This window comes from Pseudomonas sp. DE0010, assembly GCF_007680745.1.
GTDB classification, from domain to species: domain Bacteria; phylum Pseudomonadota; class Gammaproteobacteria; order Pseudomonadales; family Pseudomonadaceae; genus Aquipseudomonas; species Aquipseudomonas parafulva_B.
The window spans coordinates 21848-40943 of the sequence record NZ_VEJQ01000026.1; the positions used below are offsets into that span (position 1 = coordinate 21848).

General features: G+C 57.0%; 14 protein-coding genes. 9 read left to right on the plus strand and 5 right to left on the minus strand.

Annotated elements, in window-relative coordinates; all coding sequences use genetic code 11:
* Nucleotides 1-81: 81 nt before the first annotated feature.
* The 9 genes from FS767_RS18095 to FS767_RS18135 all read left to right on the plus strand — a co-directional run bounded on the left by FS767_RS18095 (nucleotide 82) and on the right by FS767_RS18135 (nucleotide 15219).
* Nucleotides 82-2646 (plus strand): acyltransferase family protein, encoded by a 2565-nt coding sequence (locus tag FS767_RS18095; protein WP_144967183.1) that lies wholly within the window; start codon nucleotides 82-84, stop codon nucleotides 2644-2646.
* A gap of 239 nt (nucleotides 2647-2885) precedes the next feature.
* The gene (locus FS767_RS18100; protein WP_144967185.1) at nucleotides 2886-4328 is read left to right on the plus strand and encodes a mannose-1-phosphate guanylyltransferase/mannose-6-phosphate isomerase; all 1443 of its coding nucleotides are present in this window, start codon (nucleotides 2886-2888) and stop codon (nucleotides 4326-4328) included.
* Nucleotides 4329-4451: 123 nt separating this feature from the next.
* Nucleotides 4452-5813, plus strand: coding sequence for a phosphomannomutase (locus tag FS767_RS18105; protein WP_144967187.1), 1362 nt, complete (start codon nucleotides 4452-4454; stop codon nucleotides 5811-5813).
* An 8-nt stretch (nucleotides 5814-5821) separates the two neighbouring features.
* Nucleotides 5822-7018 carry a glycosyltransferase family 1 protein gene (locus tag FS767_RS18110; RefSeq protein WP_144967189.1) on the plus strand — a complete coding sequence of 399 codons (1197 nt, stop codon included), beginning with the start codon at nucleotides 5822-5824 and terminating at the stop codon, nucleotides 7016-7018.
* A 105-nt stretch (nucleotides 7019-7123) separates the two neighbouring features.
* On the plus strand, nucleotides 7124-7924 hold the full coding sequence (locus tag FS767_RS18115) for an ABC transporter permease (RefSeq protein WP_144967191.1): 801 nt from the start codon (nucleotides 7124-7126) through the stop codon (nucleotides 7922-7924).
* Nucleotide 7925: 1 nt separating this feature from the next.
* On the plus strand, nucleotides 7926-9134 hold the full coding sequence (locus tag FS767_RS18120; protein WP_144967193.1) for an ABC transporter ATP-binding protein: 1209 nt from the start codon (nucleotides 7926-7928) through the stop codon (nucleotides 9132-9134).
* 179 nt (nucleotides 9135-9313) lie between these two features.
* Nucleotides 9314-10699 (plus strand): class I SAM-dependent methyltransferase, encoded by a 1386-nt coding sequence (locus tag FS767_RS18125; RefSeq protein WP_144967195.1) that lies wholly within the window; start codon nucleotides 9314-9316, stop codon nucleotides 10697-10699.
* A gap of 18 nt (nucleotides 10700-10717) precedes the next feature.
* The gene (locus FS767_RS18130) at nucleotides 10718-13603 is read left to right on the plus strand and encodes a glycosyltransferase (protein ID WP_144967197.1); all 2886 of its coding nucleotides are present in this window, start codon (nucleotides 10718-10720) and stop codon (nucleotides 13601-13603) included.
* Entirely contained in the window at nucleotides 13600-15219 is a 1620-nt protein-coding gene (locus tag FS767_RS18135; RefSeq protein WP_144967199.1) for a glycosyltransferase family 4 protein, read from the plus strand. Before FS767_RS18130 ends, FS767_RS18135 begins: the two co-directional genes overlap by 4 nt.
* Nucleotides 15220-15261: 42 nt before the next feature.
* Here the strand turns inward: FS767_RS18135 and FS767_RS18140 are convergent, their stop codons facing one another.
* The 5 genes from FS767_RS18140 to rfbA form a co-directional block, all read right to left on the minus strand.
* Entirely contained in the window at nucleotides 15262-16206 is a 945-nt protein-coding gene (locus FS767_RS18140; protein WP_144967201.1) for an NAD-dependent epimerase/dehydratase family protein, read from the minus strand.
* Between the two features lie 353 nt (nucleotides 16207-16559).
* Nucleotides 16560-16823 carry a DUF3077 domain-containing protein gene (locus FS767_RS18145; RefSeq protein ID WP_144967203.1) on the minus strand — a complete coding sequence of 88 codons (264 nt, stop codon included), beginning with the start codon at nucleotides 16821-16823 and terminating at the stop codon, nucleotides 16560-16562.
* A 90-nt stretch (nucleotides 16824-16913) separates the two neighbouring features.
* Entirely contained in the window at nucleotides 16914-17156 is a 243-nt protein-coding gene (locus FS767_RS18150) for a hypothetical protein (RefSeq protein ID WP_144967205.1), read from the minus strand.
* Between the two features lie 504 nt (nucleotides 17157-17660).
* A complete protein-coding gene (gene rfbC / locus FS767_RS18155; protein ID WP_144967207.1) occupies nucleotides 17661-18209 on the minus strand; it encodes a dTDP-4-dehydrorhamnose 3,5-epimerase in 549 nt (182 codons plus the stop codon).
* The gene (rfbA, locus tag FS767_RS18160) at nucleotides 18209-19090 is read right to left on the minus strand and encodes a glucose-1-phosphate thymidylyltransferase RfbA (protein ID WP_144967209.1); all 882 of its coding nucleotides are present in this window, start codon (nucleotides 19088-19090) and stop codon (nucleotides 18209-18211) included. Before rfbA ends, rfbC begins: the two co-directional genes overlap by 1 nt.
* Nucleotides 19091-19096: the final 6 nt, after the last annotated feature.

The following is a 19096-nucleotide window of genomic DNA, read 5'->3' on the forward strand; positions in this document are numbered from 1 at the left end:
CCGCTTGGGACCAGCCCGGCCGTATGAGAACAAGACGCCAATTTCTCTCCTCACAGACGATTCAGCAGTTTAGGACACAACATGATCCAGAAAGTGCCGGGGCAAAGCGCTCATGGTTCCTACTACCCCTATATAGACGGCTTACGTGCATTTGCCGTTTTGTCGGTAGTGATCTATCACCTGCATGCCGCATGGCTTCCCGGCGGTTTCGTCGGCGTTGACGTCTTTTTCGTCATTTCGGGCTTCATCGTCAGCGCCTCTATCGCCAATTACCGAAGTGGCTCGATTTTACAGTTTTTTGCGTTTTTCTATGCCCGTCGCATCAAGCGGATCTTCCCTGCACTGATTGTGTGTCTCTTGCTCACAGCGTATGTGTCCGCGTTGTTCATTCCCTCTTCTTGGCTGAGCAATGTCAACCAACAAACTGGACTCTATGCTTTTCTAGGCATAAGTAATTTCATCTTAGCCGGCACCGGTCGCGACTATTTCGCACCTACCGCCGAGTTCAACCCCTACACCCATACCTGGTCATTGGCTGTGGAGGAACAATTTTACTTAGTGTTTCCGGTCTTGTACTTGGCATGGATGGGCGGGGCTCACACGCGTTGGCGTTCTGTCGTGCTGTTCGGTATCGGGCTGGCGGCGTCCATAGGCTTTTCCGCCTGGCAAACTCAAGTCAGCCCGACGCAGGCATTTTTCTTGAGCCCTGGCCGTTTTTGGGAACTGGCAAGCGGTGTGCTGCTGTACCAGTACATCAGCCGTAACCCTTGTGATCACACAACCCACACGCCCGCTCGATGGTGGCGAACAGGATTAGCTGGGCTGTCTCTGTCCGCGCTACTGGTCGCGTTTTGGGTCTCTCGGCCTGAGCACTTCCCCATGCCGGGTGCGCTATTAGCGGTGCTAGGGACGCTTGGCTTGATCTATACCCTGCATAATCACCCAGAGATTCATGCAATACACCGCCTCATTGGTAGTGCACCATTGGTAATGATAGGGCGCATCTCCTATTCCCTTTACCTCTGGCATTGGCCAGTATTCGTGTTGTTCCGCTGGACCTATGGCCTTGATGCACCAGCCCAGTGGGTGAGCGCTGTTGTAGTAGCTGTGACATTAGCATGGCTGTCATACCGCTTTGTGGAAACCCCTTTTCGCCGCTCCAAAGTACTGCGTAAATTGCCTCCAACGGGCGTCGTTGTGGGTGGGCTGGCTGTCGTGGGGCTGTCCTGTTGGCTGGCCAGCGGCATCAACAATGCCGTCCCGCAGCTTTCGTTGAGTCAAGTGACAAAGCATCCGGACTTCTGGTACCCAGACGGCTATTCGCGCGATCCTAACTACCCAGGTTGCGTTGCAGAACCGGATTGGCACCTTGTGGGCGGCGGCTGGATGTTCAGCTATAACCCTGTAGGGTGCAGGGACGACCGTCCGCGCAATGACGCAAGCCTTTATGTAATCGGCGACTCACATGCGCTTGCCTACGCGAGTATGTTCAAGCAATACGCCATTCGGCATGCAACGCAGATCAATGCTTACAACAACGGGGGTTGTCCTTTCATTAGCCTCCAGCCTGAACGCGATATGGACAACAGCGACTGCAGACGTAACACCGATGCCGCGCTGGCTGATCTTCGGATGCGTATAAAAGGTGGCGATATCTTATTTCTGCCCTCCCTTAGAATGTGGCGCTTCGTGGATCAGTGGGCGTATATAGGTGACGCGACGGTAAGAAGTAAAACGTTTGGCCCGCAAGCGGATGCAGATCGCAAACGAACCGAAGACTATGCTGTGGCTGTGCTTAAGGAGTTCACAGACCGGGGAGTACGGGTTGTATTCGAGGCGCCAAAACCTTTGTACAAGGCGCCCCTATTCAGGTGTGCCGACTGGTTCGACCAGGACAATCCAATCTGCGCGCCCGGCTTCGAAATGCCGCGTAGCATGCTCGAGGCATTGAGGGCGCCCGTATTAACGAGCTACGCCAACATCGCTTCGCGTTTGTCCAATGTCGAGGTATGGGACCCGCTCCCCGTTCTGTGTTCAGATGAGGTCTGCAACGCCATGGACGGCAACAAGCCGCTGTTTTTTGACGGTGACCATTTGAGTGGGCATGGCAACATGGTGCTGCTGCCAAGCTTTACCGAGTTCCTCGAGCCGCGGCTAGGTAGATATCCAGCAGCGCTGGAGCAGGGCATCGATTTGAACAAGGGTGGCATCCCGGACTTTCTAAAAAAGATTACCGGCTTCTCCCTCACTGAAAACTGGGGACGCTGGACCGACGCCCGCTTAGGACCTGCCAGTCTTGTCTTCGAGCACCCGTTGCCGCCGGCTTTTGTTCTCCAAATCAGCGCCTTGGCCTACGGTCCGAATGTAGGTGTGCCGGTCACGGTAGTAGCGGGTGGCGTCACGCGTCAAGCCGTGTTCAGCGACACGCAAAGCATCCGCAAGATCACCTTCGAGGGAGTCAAGGGGAACACTATTGAAATTATGCCATCGGCTCCGACCAGTCCTAGCGCGCTAGGGGCCAGCGCTGACGAGCGCCTTTTGGGCCTTGGTATTTCAAACGTCAGGTTGCAGCCGGCAGAGGAGCACTCAGCATCGCAGTCATCAAACGCAACTCTGCAGCGGGCGCCATCAAGTGAGCGACTCTGACAGCGCACTGTGGATGCCGATTGGCAGCCTGCTCGGCGGCACGCTGCGCGCAGGACCGCAGCAGGCAAGACTGGTAGGGGGTTTCCTGATATTCTTTCGGCATATGGACTAGTGCTGGCTGATGCGCTCCGTTAATAGCAGAGCATGCAAAAACATTAAGCGTGGTTATCGTCGTGATGAATCAAGCTTTTTCAGTAAATTGTCAGATGCCATGACCGTGGCAGTTAAGGATTAGATATATGGACCTGGTCCCAGTAATTCTTTCAGGTGGCGTCGGCAGCCGGCTATGGCCCGTGTCGCGAGAGGCGCACCCCAAGCCATTCATGACGCTGCCTGGTGGTCAGAACCTCATTCAAAAAACGTTCTTGCGCGCTTCGCGATTGCCAGGCGTGTCTCAGGTCATGACAGTCACCAATCGTGAACTGTTGTTCAAGACTGAAGACGAATACCGCACGGTCAACCAGAGCGGCCATGCGCAAAGCTACATTCTGGAGCCTTTCGGCCGTAACACGGCAGCCGCTGTTGCCATGGCTGCGCTGCAGCTGCAGAAGGCCCAAGGTGACGACGCACAGATGCTGGTGCTGGCCGCAGACCATCTGATTCAGGACGAGCAGGCATTTGCCCGCGCGGTTGCCACCGCACGACAGCTGGCCGCCGAGGGCTGGCTGGTGACGTTCGGTATTCAGCCTCAATACCCTGAAACAGGGTTTGGCTACATCGAGGCCTCCCACAGCTGTGGTGAGTCCGGCGGCCTCACCGTCGCCCGCTTCGTCGAAAAACCCGACCTGAAAACGGCCGAAGGCTATATCGCCGCCGGTAACTATTTCTGGAACTCGGGCATGTTCTGCTTCCGGGTTGGTACCGTACTGGCCGAGCTGCACCAGCACGCGCCAGAGGTGCTGGAAGTGGCCCAGCAAACACTGGCAGCCTCGCGCCTGGCCACCAGCGGTGCCGACAGTTGGCTCACGCTGGACACTGAGCAGTTTGCCAAGGCCCCGGACATCTCCATCGACTACGCGCTGATGGAGCGCTCCAGCAAGGTGGCGACAGTACCGTGCGACATCGGCTGGAACGACATCGGCTCCTGGAATGCGGTCAGCGAACTGACCTCGGTCGACCAGGACGGCAACCGTTTCGAAGGCGAAGTCCTCGCTCATGGCGCTAGCAATAACTACGTCAACAGCGAAGGTCGTCTGACGGCGTTGGTTGGTGTAAAGGATTTGCTGGTCATCGATACACCCGATGCGGTGCTGGTCGCTCACAAGGATCACGCCCAGGACGTCAAGCACATCGTCGGGCAGCTCAAGGCACAATCCCATACGGCTCATCTGCTGCACCAGACGGTACACCGTCCGTGGGGCACCTACACCACGTTGGAAAACGGTGAGCGTTTCAAGATCAAGCGTATCGTCGTCAAGCCAGGGGCATCCCTGTCATTGCAAATGCATCACCACCGCAGTGAGCACTGGATCGTGGTCAGTGGCATGGCCGTCGTGGTCAACGACAACCAGGAACTGATGCTCAACACCAATGAATCCACGTTCATCCGTGCTGGCCATAAGCACCGCCTGAAAAACCCCGGGGTCATCGATCTGGTGCTGATCGAAGTCCAGAGCGGTGACTACCTGGGCGAAGACGATATTGTCCGCTTCGAAGACAATTACGGCCGCTGCACTAACTAGCCGTCACTGAACCTGCGCCGATCTTTGTTGCCATACGGGCTCGCAACGGCGCGGGGACGGCTCGCGTTTCATTCTCCACCGATGGCCACCCAAGGGTGGCCCCGGCACTTGAGTTGGAAGACAATGTTCGATCCCATCCAGACCCAATGCTTCAAGGCCTATGACATTCGAGGCCAGGTTCCTTCTCAACTGAACGACGATATTGCCTACCGCATCGGTCGAGCGCTGGTGCTGGAATTGAATGGCAAGGTCTTCGTCGTTGGTCGTGACATGCGCCTGGAAAGCCCCGGTTTGTCGCTGGCGCTGATCAAAGGCCTGACCGAAGGCGGCGCCGACGTGATCGACATCGGCCTGTGCGGTACTGAAGAAGTGTACTTTGCCACCAGCCACCACCAGGCCGACGGCGGCGTGATGATCACCGCCAGCCATAACCCCAAGGGTTACAACGGCATGAAACTGGTGCGCGAGCAGTCGCGCCCGATCAGCGGCGATACGGGTCTGAACGACATCCGCCAGCGCGTCGAAGCCGGCAGCCTGGGTGAGCCTGCCGCCCAGCCGGGCCAGGTGCGCGAGGTGTTCGACAAGACCGCCTACATCGACCACCTGCTCACCTACGTCAACCTCGACACCCTCAAGCCGCTCAAGGTGCTGGCCGACCCTGGTAACGGCGCTGTCGGCCCGGTGATCGAGCTGCTCAAGGCACGCCTGCCCCTGGACATCACCCTGATCAACGGCGAGCCGGACGGCAACTTCCCCAACGGCATTCCCAACCCGCTGCTGCCGGAAAACCGCGACCTGACCCGTCAGGCCGTGCTCGACACCGGTGCCGACATGGGCATTGCCTTCGACGGCGACTTCGACCGCTGCTTCTTCTTCGACAACCAGGGCCGCTTCATCGAGGGCTACTACGTGGTCGGCCTGCTGGCCGAGATGCTGCTGGCCAAGCACCCTGGCAGCAAGATCATCCACGACCCGCGCCTGACCTGGAACACCATTGAACAGGTGGAAGCAGCCGGCGGCGTGGCCATCCAGAGCAAGACCGGCCATGCCTTCATCAAGGAGCGCATGCGCGCCGAAGACGCCGTATACGGCGGCGAAATGAGCGCCCACCACTACTTCCGCGACTTTGCCTACTGCGATAGCGGCAACATCCCGTGGCTGCTGGTGGCCGAGCTGATGAGCGTGACCGGCAAGACCCTGGCCCAGCTGGTGGACGAGCGTATCGCCAAGTTCCCGTGCAGCGGCGAGATCAACTACGAAGTGGCCGATGTGAAAGGCACCATCGACAAGATCCTGAACCACTACCTGCCGCAAAACCCCAGCGTCGACCGCACCGACGGCATCAGCGTGGCATTCGCCGACTGGCGTTTCAGCCTGCGCGGCTCCAACACCGAGCCCCTGCTGCGCCTGAACGTGGAAAGCCGCGGTGACCATTCATTGATCGAGCATCGCGTCAATGAGATTGCGCGTTTGATCAGGGGCTGAATAGCCAGATGAAGCTGCTGCTCAATACAGAATCCCTAGTCCCGCCACTGACAGGAATCGGCAACTACACCTTTAATCTTCTGGAGCAGTTCCTGACGATGGAAGGGGTGGATGCCGAGTGCTTCCAAGGTGCAAATTTCTCCACCGCTGAGCATGCGTTGATGCGTTGTGCTGCTGACAGTGAGCGCTACGCAACGCCCTCGGTGGGCGCCCCCGGGCAAAGTGTCCCTAAACTACTCGAAGCCCAGGTGCGGAGCATTCTGAAGCGGTGGACGTTCACGTCTAGGGCAAGAGAGATGCTGCTTAATGCTCGCCGCTACGTGCGTGCGGGCGAGCGCCGGAACTACCTTTATCATGAGCCGAACTTCATCCTCAAGCCCCACGCAGGTCCTTGCGTAGCGACTATCCACGATCTTTCCTTCCTACATTACCCGCAGTTCCATCCGCGTAAACGGGTGGAGTGGCTGACCTCTAAATTGCCTGAGACGCTCAAGCGCGCCGATTACCTGATTACCGACTCAAATGTGATTCGAGACGAGCTGATGGGTGACTTCGGCATACAAGGTAACAAGATCCGAACGGTGTATCTGGGAGCATCCGAGGCTTACCGGCCGAGAACAGCGGATCTCACCCAGGCGACCTTGCAGCGTTATGGTCTGCACCACGGCCGCTATGTACTGTTTGTGGGAACACTCGAGCCACGCAAGGGTGTAGACACGCTGGTAGAGGCCTGGTGTGGGCTGCCCAATGCCATTCGTGCCGAGTACCCACTGGTACTTGCTGGTGCACCTGGGTGGCACAATCAGGCGCTTGGCAATCGTATCAAAGCGCTTGAGGCAAGCCATGGTGTGCGCCAGCTGTCGTTTGTACCTAGCTCAGATTTGCCAGCGCTCTATGCAGGTACGGCAGTCTTTGCCTATCCCTCAGTGTATGAAGGCTTTGGCTTGCCAGTCTTGGAAGCGATGCAAAGTGGGGTGCCGGTGATATGTACTGCAGGTACCTCAATGGCAGAGTTCACCGCAGGAAGTGCTCTGCTGGTGCAGGCGGGTGCTGTCGAGCAGATGAGTGAAAAGCTGAACCATCTCTTGAGCAACCCCCTTGACCGCGCCACCTTGGCTGAGAGCGGCCTGCGACGAGCTGCCGATTTTTCCTGGAGGCGCTGCGCCTCGGAGACGTTGGAGGTCTACCGTGCGGTTGGATCTTGACCGACAAGCAAAGACCACATTGTTTTTCTATTGGGTAGGGCATTACCCACGGGCTTTTGGAGCCTTATTGACAGGAAACCTTATGACTACTGTGAGCCAAGTAATATGAAAACGCCGCTGTTTTTGGTGAGAGACGTTCTGCGCTACCGAGGGTTAATATTCGCGATCACGCTGCGTGAAATCAAGAGTCGTTACGCAGGCTCCACATTCGGCGCGTTATGGTTGGTCGTCCCGCCGATATTCATGGTCTTCATCTATACCGTGATCTTTTCGCGTTTGATGCAAGCCCGTATGCCTGGGATTGAACATCAATACGCCTACAGTATTTATCTCTGCGCCGGCTTGATTACGTGGAACTTGCTGCTGGAGCTGGTTCAGCGAGGCAAGGGCGTGTTCCTTGAACATGCGAACTTGATCAAGAAGTCCAGCTTTCCCAAGTTCATTCTCTTCATTCCCGTGATTGCCACGGCAGCCCTCAACAGCTTCATACTGTTGGTTCTGGTCGTCTTGTTCATGCTGTTTTCTGGCTTCCCGATCATGTCCACCGCCTGGGTGTTGCTTGCCGTGCTGGCGACTACCGTTTTGCTGGGGATTGCCGTAGGGGCTTTACTAGCGACACTGAATGTATTCTTCCGGGATATCGGCCAACTGAGTGACGTCTTTTTTCAGGCGTTGTTCTGGGCAACGCCAATCGTGTATCCCTTGAGTATCCTGTCGGAACATACCCAGTCTGTGCTCTCGTGGAACCCGGTGTTTCCGACGGTGCTCACCGCTCAGAAAGCCTTGCTGGGCGAACCTGTAGGCTTGGCCCAGCTGGGCTACCCGTTCGTCTTCGCCGTCATTGTCCTTGTCCTTGCTGTTGTCTTGTATCAGCGCAGCTACAACGACCTCCTGGATCAGATCTGATATGACAATTCAAGTAAGCAATGTAGGCAAGGCCTACCCGAAACTCAAAGGCCGCTGGCACGCGCTTGGTACGTGGTTGGGCTTTTGTAAGCGTGACCAGAACTGGATCATCCGGAACGTCAGCTTCAATGTAGGTCAAGGCGAGTCAGTAGGCATTATCGGCGTTAACGGTGCTGGCAAAAGTACGCTGCTCAAGATGATCACCGGCACCGCCATGCCCACTGAGGGTTCGATCTCAACCACCGGACGCATCGCGGCGCTGTTGGAGCTGGGCATGGGTTTTCACCCAGAGTTCACTGGCCGTCAGAACGTGGCACTAGCCGGGCGTATGCAGGGGCTCGAGCGCGCAGAAATTGTCGCACTTATGCCAGAGATCGAAGCGTTCGCTGAAATTGGGCACTACTTTGACATGCCCGTGCGCACCTATTCTTCAGGGATGTTCGTGCGTCTTGCGTTCAGCGTGGCAACGGCAGTTCGCCCAGAGGTGCTGATCGTTGACGAAGCACTGGCGGTTGGCGATGCGTACTTCCAGCACAAATCGTTCGCGCGTATTCGTGAGTTCAGAGAACAGGGAACAACGTTGCTTTTCGTGTCCCATGATCCGGGTGCTATCAAGAGCTTGTGCGATCGCGCCATCTTGTTGGGTGACCACAAGATGCTCATGGACGGACGCCCTGATGAAGTGCTCGACTATTACAATGCACTCATCGCGCGCAAGGAAGAAGGCTCCTTGCAGGCGCAGGCGGTCAATGCACCTTATGCGGGGCGTTCAGGTAACGGGAAAGCACGAATTGAGGAGCTAACGCTCAGCAGTGATGGCCGTGCTGCAACCATGCTGGATGTAGGCGCGCCTCTGACATTGGCCCTCAAGATCCGGGCAAACGAGCCCATCTACGATCTGTCCTTGGGTTTCATGTTCAAAGACCGTACAGGCTATGACATCTTCGGTACCAATACCTGGCTACGGGGAGAGCTGCGAGACCTGGGTGTCGAGGCTGGCATAGAGCAGACCGTGACCGTCACAATTCCTGCCTTCAATGTAGGGCCGGGCAGCTATAGCCTGACCTTAGCGCTGCATGGCGGTGCCGACCACATCGAGGACAACTTTGACTGGTGGGACAAGGCGGTTGTGTTCAACGTCATTGGAAACAGCAGCTACAAGCACTTTGCGGGCGTCTGCGCCCTTCAAGCAGAATTCAAGCTCGACTAGGGTGCAGCATACCGTGCAGCGCGTTTTTAAATCAGCGACGGTTTGCAGCTGTTATTGGCCTATGGGGGCTTGCTCGACGCTGGCAAGACGACCTGCGTAGAATGACCACCCATGGTGTTCCCGTAGCGTACTCATCAAGTGCCATACGCTGGCCACTCAACCAGTTTTGAACCCAAATAATGACTATCGATCTCAAAAAACTGCAAAAGACCATTGAAGCTGAGGTGAACCTTAGGGAGTACGAGCGGGTAACCGCTAGCGCCGAGGCCGCACAGCGCCCCAGTGACGTGCCCAACGATCTGGTGCATACGTTCGAACTGCTTGACCTGGAAGGCTTCCTCCCGCCCAGGCATGAAGCACCCGCGCCAGCCGAAGCGGTGGCTGCATCTGTACCCGACGATGCACCACCTGCTCAAACACCACCGCCTAGTCTGTATCGCCGCCTGAGGCAGTTGCCGGTGGTCGGTCGCTTGCTCAGCCATCCACGGATCATGAACTTCCTCACCCGCGCACGGCAGCGGCCAGGCGGCGCCACCCTCAAAAATGTGTCGCTCACCCTGGCCCATGCTGGTGCCGTGCGGATACCAGGTGCACTGCGCTTGCGGCAGCAGCTTGCTGTCTTGGGCGAGTTGCCCCAACGGTTGAGCGCATTGGAGTGGCATATTGCTGACGGTCAGGCACGCCTGCGCAATATTGGCGTACAGGTTCAGAACCAGACCAACCAGAGCCTGTACACCCATGGCCTGGCCATCCAGCAGAACGAGCAGTACCTGATCGAACGCATGCGCCGCTTGGAGCACGTGCTCCGTGAGCAGGCGCTGACCATTGCGGGGCTCCAGGCGGCGCGTCCCGCTGTTGAGCGAGCGGTAGGAACCGTCCAGGCACCTATAGAGGACACCGGCATGCCGGCCGATCTCTACCTGGAGTTTGAAGCAAGCTTCCGCGGGTCGCCCGAGCTGGTGCGCGAACGCCTGAAGCGCAATCTCGATTACTTCCAATTTGACCCGGAACAACCTTCGCTGCCAGTACTGGACTTGGGTTGCGGTCGTGGCGAGTGGTTGCAACTGCTCAAGGAGGAGGGCATTCGAGCTATTGGGGTCGACTCCAACACTGCCATGATCGAGAGTTGCAAGCAGGCGGGGCTTGAAGTTCACATGGGTGATGCGCTGCAGTATCTAGCCGCTCTCCCTGCCAATAGCCTCGGGGGCTTGACTGCCTTCCATATCATTGAACACCTACCTTTGGGCGTGTTGGTACGGCTGATCGATGAAGCGCGTCGTGTGGTATGCCCAGGCGGCGTGGTGATTTTTGAGACACCCAACCCTGAAAACCTGATCACAGGCGCCTGCAACTTCTACGTCGACCCCACGCACCGCAATCCGTTGCCACCGGCATTGGTCGCCTTCCTGCTTAAAGCACGAGGTTTTGAGCGCGTCGAGATCGATCCAAGGCATCCGGGGGACCCGTCGCTTTTACTGCAAGGTACCGATGAGGCGATCAACGTCCCCTTGAACCGCTTGCTTTTCGGCCCGCAAGACTACGCTGCCATTGGTTATGCGCCCTGAACAGGTTGAGTTGATTCCATGCATTTGATTATCTGCAATGAGCGCCTGCTTTTTCGGTTTGGCGTTGATCGAGTATTGCTGTTGTTGGCGCAAGGCCTCAAGGCAGCGGGATGGGACATAACATTCATCGCGCACCGTGCTAACCACGATGTACTGCGCCGCATCACCGACCGTGTTCACACACCGCCGGAACACCTGGGCGCCTATACCGAACTCGATTTCATTACATCCCAATGGCTGCAAGACCACCGAAAGCTGTTTGTACCCGTAGGTACAGACCCATCGGGTACAGTAGCGCTGATCGGCGGCTGGCCGTTCTATTCGTCCATCGCGGTGTTCCGGCAATGGGGCGTGCCAACCGTAGCACTTGACTGCGGCGGTGTTCCCTACGAAGACATGCAAGGGCCAGCGCGACATGTTCAGGAGCGTTTGCGTGCCCAGCGTCGCGAATACCTTCCTGAAGCTCAGGTCGTCACGCCTATCAGCCACTTCATAGCCCGCAGCCAGAGTTTGCCCGATGCCGGGCCTGATGTAGAAATTGCCATGATTCACCTCGGTGCTGACCACCTGAACGGCGGCGTCGACCAAGGGCTTTGGCAGCATGGTCATCAGTTGCACGGCGATTCAGCGGCAGAGCGTGTGGCCGACGGGCCCACGATCATTAACTTGGGCCGGTGGGAAACGGGCAACTACAAAAACAGCGAAGGGCTCTATCCTATAGCCCGGCGGATTATCGTCGAGCACCCCAATGCGCGCATCTGCGTCCTGGCCACTGCCGACGAATTGAATTTGCCTGCGGATTTAGTGGGCCACATAGTCCCTCTAGGCCACCCAAGCGATAGCGAACTCAACGCGTTGATGGCCAGCGCACAGTTGGGCCTGAGTGTATCCCGATGGGAAGGCTTCAATCTCCCGCTTGCGGAAATGCAGCAATTACGCAAACCCGTACTCGTGCTGAATATCGGTGCCCATCCCGAAGTCGTGGCTGATCGAAATCAGCTTTGCACCGATGAGCAGGAAATGAGCGACAAGGCACTGCGTGTGCTTGCGGGTGAATTATTGGCAGATGCTCAGTGGCAGGCCAATCTCGATACCTTCCAGCAGACCTTTACCTGGAAGCGCACCATCAAGGCTTATGCCGACCTCCTTGCAACCCTGAAGCCAGTAAGAGAGCTTCCGGCGCCCAAGCTGATCATCGATACCAGTGCATGCCTGCGCGACACCGCCAATACTGGGGTCGCCCGAGTTGTGCGAAGCCTAACCCGCAAACTGCAGGATCTAGGCGAACCGCTATTCGTTACGTGGGATGAAACGCTGCGCGATTATGTACTGCCCACCGAAGGCGAGTACCAGAACCTGGCGTTGTACGGCGGGCCTCAACCTCACCCGGAGCATTACGTTTTGCCACGGTCCACGCAGAGCCGCCGGCAAACCCTTTCCAGTCTGGGCGCGCGAGCACTAAGCGGTGGCTGGTTGCTGCAAAGCGAGATTGTCTTTGAACGACAGGGGCCGGCGCGCCGTGCTGCTGCACGACAACTTGGGTTGAACGTTGCCGCGATTTTCTACGACGCTATCCCGGTTACGCACCCTGAATGGGTTGCCGATATTGTCATCCGTGACAATCATGCAGCCTACATGCGTGGTCTGGCAGAGGTAGATCGAGTACTACCGATCTCGCCGGATGCAGGCAAGCAACTGCAAGCTTTCTGGGCCCTTGAAGAAATCACGCCGCATGCTCACGTCAAGACTTGCTGGATTCCTGGGGAGTTGACCGCATCGGCCCGCGCTACAACGCCGGCTGATGCTCCGCGCTCCGGTGAAGCTCTGCGTATTCTCTGCGTATCGACTCTCGAACCCCGCAAGAATCATAAAGTGCTTCTTGAGGCAGTCTCACGTCTGGCCCGCGACTACCCTCAACTGGACTGGCAACTGGACCTGATCGGTAATCGTTATGCTGGCGCCGACTACATCGTTGACAGTGTTCGGGCAGCCAGCGCAATGGACCCGCGTATCGTCTGGCATGGTGTAGTCGATGATGCCACGCTCAATGACTATTACGCCAAAGCTCATGTCAGTGTGTATGCCTCGCTTGTTGAAGGCTACGGCATGCCTATCGTCGAGTCGCTGTGGCATGCCCGTCCCTGCATCTGCCATAACGGCGGTGTAATGGCCGAACTGGCAGCCGAAGGTGGTTGCCGCACGGTGGACATGAAAGACCCCGATGCCCTGGCTGCGCAAATTTACGCACTTGCCAATGAACCGCAGGCCTACCTGCAGCTTGCCAGCGAAGCCGTCAGCAGGCCGATTCTTACCTGGCGCAGCTACGCACGGGCGCTGTTGCGCCAACTGGCCGGCCATTCGTCGCGTTCGTTCGCCAAGCCTTTGCCGCGTCAGTGGCAACATCTGCTGATCAATCCCAAACTGCAGCTGGTGGATGATCCAGGTCAACTGGCCCTGGCCTGTCTGTTGCGCCACCAGCAACCACAATGTGCGCTGCTGCTGGGTGAGCATGCCCCATGGGTAGCCGAGCTCATCGGGGATCAGGCTCTGCGTACGTGGCAAGTGGTGGATGATGCGTCCACAGGCGATATCGTTCGCAATGGCGCAGTAAGTCGAATCGATGCTCCTGTAAACGTCGTCCTTCCGTTGTTGAGCAGTGAACTGCAGGACAACGAGATCGCTGTCGACCTGGTCGTCTTATCGGCAGAGCACGCGAATTGCGACGTATCTATCCAAAGCTTGGCCCCTTTGCTATCCGGGCAAACCACAGGCCTTCTGCTGCTAGCAGGTGCAGTCACAAGCGAGCAGGTGCAAAAAATTGGCCTGCCTTCGGAACCTGCTCTTCATCTGCCGGGCTTTAACGCCTACCAGTACCCGCTGTCGGTACAAGGGTCTGAGCAATGAAGATCCTCGTCATCTCCAATTTTTTCCCGCCGCATGTTATCGGAGGGGCTGAAATTATTGCCCACCATCAAGCCAGAGCGCTGTGCGCGCGTGGGCATGAGGTGAGGGTGCTGGCGGGGGACAACAGTCGCGGGTTGCCAGGCTATCCAATCGAAGAGGAAGTGTTCGATGGCATGCCGGTGACACGCGTGTCGTTGACCTACCTTGACTTCGCGCCGACCGGTAACAACGTCGCACACCCTGGAGTGGAGCGCATTTTCCGACAGCTCGTGGACAAATGGCAGCCTGATGTAATTCATGCGCACCACATGGCTGGCCTGTCGTTGGGTATCCTGCAATTGGCCCGGGCACGCGGCATCCGCATTGCATTGACCCTGCACGATCACTGGGGCTTCTGCATGAACAGCACCCGGATCACCACACAGGACGTGCTTTGCCACGACAGCACCCAATGCCACAAATGCCATTCGCACATCTACAACGGTGCGTTGCGCCTGCCACAGCGTATGCGTCAGGACTACCTGCGCTGGCAGTTGGATGCAGTCGACCATTTCATTTCGCCAAGCCGCTACCTTGCAGACACCTACATTGCCAATGGCCTGCCTGCTGAGCGCATGAACGTGATTGCCAATGGCATTGAACTCGAACGCTTCAGCACGACTTCACCACCCGCCCCAGGCAAGAAGCTTAACGTGCTTTTTACTGGGTACATGGGTGGCCACAAAGGCGTACCCACTCTGCTCGAAGCGCTGGCACTGCTGCCGGCAGAGCGCGTACACGTCGATATGGTTGGCGATGGGCACATGCTTGAGGCATACAAGGCACAGTTAAGTGCCAAGGCGCCAGGTGTATCAGCCAAATTCTGGGGGCGTCTGCCTAACAGTCGAATTGCCGAGCGGTTTGCCCAGGCACATGTATTCGTACTGCCTTCGGTGTGCCCTGAAAACCAGCCAGTGACCATTACCGAAGCCATGGCTTGCGGGTTGGCAGTGGTAGGCTCGCGCATCGGTGGCATACCCGAGCTGGTGGACGAGGGGGTATCCGGGCAACTGTTCGAGCATGGCAATGCACAGGCTCTGGCAGATTGCTTGCGCCGCTACATCGACCACCCTGAAATGCTGGTCGCGCATGGAGAAGCCGGGCGTAAACGCATTCAGGCATTCGCCTTCGACTTGCAGATCGACCGTATCGAGGCATTACTGCAGGGCCCTGGTGCCAAGCGTTCCGATACGCCACAACTGATCGCCTGCCACGGCGCCCCGTCCGCCAGCACGTTCAACACCGTGCTCCAGGCACTGTGCCCAGTGCCTGCCAACCGGCCGCAACCCGCCAGCCAGCCATGCTGCATCCCAGCCAACTGGATTAGCCCTGAGCAAGCGGATGTACTCTGGGTTGCAGGACCGACCGAGCAAGACCCAGATGCTGCGATGAAACTGATCGAGGCTTATCGCGCTTTAGGTAAACAGGTGGTGGTCGATGAGCGGCATCTGTTGGTTGCGCGTAACACCGAGTCGGCTTTGTTGGTGCGCGGTGGGGCGCAAGTGGCCCTTGGGTTGGAATACCTGCTGGACTATGCAGCCAAACCAGCCGCTGACAACGTCATCATCCAGGCTTAGTCCTGAGCTGAACAGGCTTGCCAGCCTGCTCAGCTCAAGCCTTCAGCGACCCAGCAGTTGCGCCAACCCCACGTCAAGTGGGGTTACTTGGCAGACGTCAAAAAGCTCGATCAAGCGCTGATTGTCTGCTCGCGAATGGCGTATGTCGCCAGCTCGAGGCGGCTGGTAGGAGATGTCGGGCAAGCCATCCAGCACCCTGTTCAGCGAATCCAGGATATGGTTTAACGACGTAGCCTGGTTCAAGCCCACATTAATGGCCTCATCGACCACAGCCGACGTTTCCAAGCCCTGCACAAGCAGCTGCACCAAGTCGCTGACAAAGAAAAAGTCCCGGGTTTGCTCACCATCCCCGAACACTGTAATCGGCAGCCCTTTCTGGGCGCGCTCGGCAAAAATGCTGATGACACCTGAATAGGGTGACGATGGGTCTTGACGCGGGCCATAGATGTTGAAGAAGCGGAACACAATCGGCAACAAGCCGTGCTCGCGGCGATAGAAGTCAAAATAGTATTCGCTGGCCAATTTATCTGACGCATACGGCGTCAGCGGTGCTTTGGCTGTGCATTCCCGGATTGCCGCGCCGGCGCCGTTGTTGCCATAGACAGCGGCGCTGGAAGCGAATACTACGCGTTTTACACCAGCCAAACGCATGGCCTCGCATACGTTAAGCGTGCCGACAAAGTTGCTTTGGTGTGTGCGCACAGGGTCTTCGACGGAGGCTTGCACGGAGGCGACTGCCGCCAGATGAACTACAGCCCCACAGCCCTGCATGGCCTGGTGAACCAGACTGGGGTCTGCCACGTCACCTTCCAACAGCTCAAGATTAGGGTGAGACAGCTGAAGATTACTGCGCTTGCCCGTCGAAAGGTCATCAAGCACTCGCACTGCATAGCCTTTGGCGAGCAAGGTATCAGTCAAGTGAGAGCCAATGAAGCCGGCGCCACCCGTTACCAGTATGGGCGCCGTGGGCTTAGGAATTGTAGGCATGTCGAGTTCCGAGATGAATGATCAAAAAGCGTGACAGAGGCGATGCATGATACGCACAGGTGCAGAAGTGGGAAATCGCAGAATCATACGGTGCGTCTGGCAGGAAGATAGTCAACGGTATGTTTGTTCAGTGAAATTGGCGGTTCAGCATGCTCACTGGTAAAAGTCGAACGTCATATTGACGAGGGCACGCAGCGTAAAATTGGCCTCAGACCTGCCACTGAATAGAGGCCTGGTCTGCGCATGGCCCAGGCATGGATCGCAGATCGCTATGGCTTAGCCGCACACGTCAGTATCGTGTTGAATGCGTAACTGGTACACGTGCATACGATCTGCGATCACAGGTGTTTTGCTCAGTCTGCCATGCCGGCTTCTGCGTCATCCATCAAGGTTTTGGCTAGCGCGTTTAAATAATAGGCCGCCCATAGCAGCTTGGGATTTTCATCCATCAAACCACTTATGGTCAGCTCCTGTGCGTAACCCATCAGCTCACAGGCCTGAGTGCGGGCGTGCTCGCACGGTATGCCGGGTTCGATACAGAACAGTGGCTCGGTTTGCTGTTTGCCTTGATAGAACTTGGTTTTGCCGGCGGTGACGCCGGTGTGGTGTGCGGTCATTGGTTGATCTCCCTGATTGTTGGCTGCCAATGCTGCAGTGTGGGCGACCATTGCTTGGCAATGGTCTGCCTGGCGCAGCGCCAGCTGGCTTCAATGCATTGCTCGAGGTTCTTTCGGCTTTTGCACGTGCACAAGCGCTGACTCCAGCAATGCCCGCAGCGTCTCGAGTTCGTGCAGAGACGTCATGATCAGGATCGATGTCGGCGATTTGGGCTGTAGCAGCAAGGCCTGATGGGCGACGGTTGCGGCGCATAGCGCGTGGTCCGAAGCTTGGATCAGGGTGTCTTCAAGGGAGTGGATGTGGTGCGGTGGGTCGGGGACGATCTTAAGCATCGCGTATGTCCTTTGATCTGTGCGGCCGCCTCTTGCTGTCAAACAAGTGGGTGGCAGCTGTACGTGGGTTGACAGACCGGCGGACATAGCAAGTTCCGGCGCACGCAAGCGTGCCCGCACGTACAGCCGCCATAAAGGACGAGCTGATCTCTATGTACCGTGACGGCCTGTCAAAGCCGTGTCGTTGATAGCTAACGACAGGGCGAGACTAGGTCGCTTCCAGACTGGCCGCAACGGGAAATAGGGAGGAAGAGTATCTTTGGGAAATGGACTACAGGGAAGGGGCAGATTCTGATCTTTTTGCTTTCTGAACCTAAGCCTGCGGGCTCAAAAGCAGACTCAGTCGTTTACCGAGAAAACCGGTGAGGCCTCGATGATTAAAGCGGCTGAAGTCACTTATAAGCGTTTCTTGCTAGGGCTAGCCCAGGTGCTAGGCAATCAGAACTGCTTAGACTGCAATTGCTGACAAGGCCAAGCCTCAAGCGGCTTGGCCCCGTCGCAGAATTACTCGAACACTTCAGCGTTAGCCAACGCCACGCCGAGTTGATCCTTACCAGACAAGCTAGGGCTGAAATCAATCGGCCACTCGATACCAATTTCCGGATCATCCCACGCGATGCAACGCTCACTGGCAGGCGAGTAGAAATCTGTAGTCTTGTACAGGAATTCAGCGGTTTCACTCAGGGTGACAAACCCGTGTGCGAACCCTGGCGGCACCCACAGCTGATTCTTGTTTTCCGCAGAAAGGACCGCACCGACCCATTTGCCGAAAGTAGGGGAGGAGCGACGGATATCAACGGCTACGTCAAAGACCTCGCCTTGTACCACACGTACCAGTTTGCCCTGGGCATGGGGCGCGAGCTGGTAATGCAAGCCGCGAAGCACTCCCTTGACCGATTTCGAATGGTTGTCTTGAACGAAGTCAGGCTGTAGTCCGGTGACTTCCTTGAAGACGTTAGCGTTGAAGCTCTCATAGAAGAAGCCACGCTCGTCGCCGAACACCTTCGGGATAAACAGGAAGACTTCCGGAATTGCCAAGGATGTAGCGTGCATCAGAACACCTTCTCGTTAAGCAGATTACGTAGGTATTGGCCGTAACCGTTCTTGAGCAGAGGCTGAGCCAGGCGCTCGAGTTGTTCAGCGTTGATCCAGCCAGCGCGGAAGCAAATTTCTTCTGGACACGCAACTTTCAAGCCCTGACGGCGCTCCATGGTCGCGATGTACTGACTTGCATCGAGCAGGCTGTCGTGGGTGCCTGTGTCGAGCCATGCGTAACCGCGACCCATGATTTCTACATGCAGTTGCTCTTGTTGCAGATAGAGATTATTGAGGTCAGTGATCTCCAGCTCGCCGCGGGGGGAGGGCTTCAAGCTTCGGGCCATATCGACAACCTGGTTGTCGTAGAAATATAGACCGGTGACAGCATAATTAGACTTGGGTTGCTTCGGCTTCTCTTCGAGCGACAGGACCCGCCCTGTTTCAGTGAATTCAGCTACGCCGTACCGCTCGGGATCGTGGACGTGGTAGGCAAAGACCGATGCACCTGCATTGCGCTGGCCTGCATTGAGCAAGAGGGATTGGAAGTCGTGACCATAGAAAATGTTGTCGCCGAGAACTAGAGCTGAGCTGTCGCTACCAATGAAGTGTTCACCGATTGTGAAGGCTTGCGCTAAGCCGTCGGGGCTCGGCTGTACTGCATACGACAGATTAAGACCCCATTGACCCCCATCTCCCAGTAGCTGCTCGAAGCGCGGAGTATCTTGAGGTGTTGAAATGATCAAAATGTCCCGAATTCCTGCAAGCAGAAGGGTACTCAGGGGGTAGTAGATCATCGGTTTGTCATAAACCGGCAGCAGTTGCTTCGATACTGAGAGCGTAGCGGGATGCAGGCGTGTACCCGAACCGCCAGCAAGAATGATTCCTTTACGAGCCATGAGAGT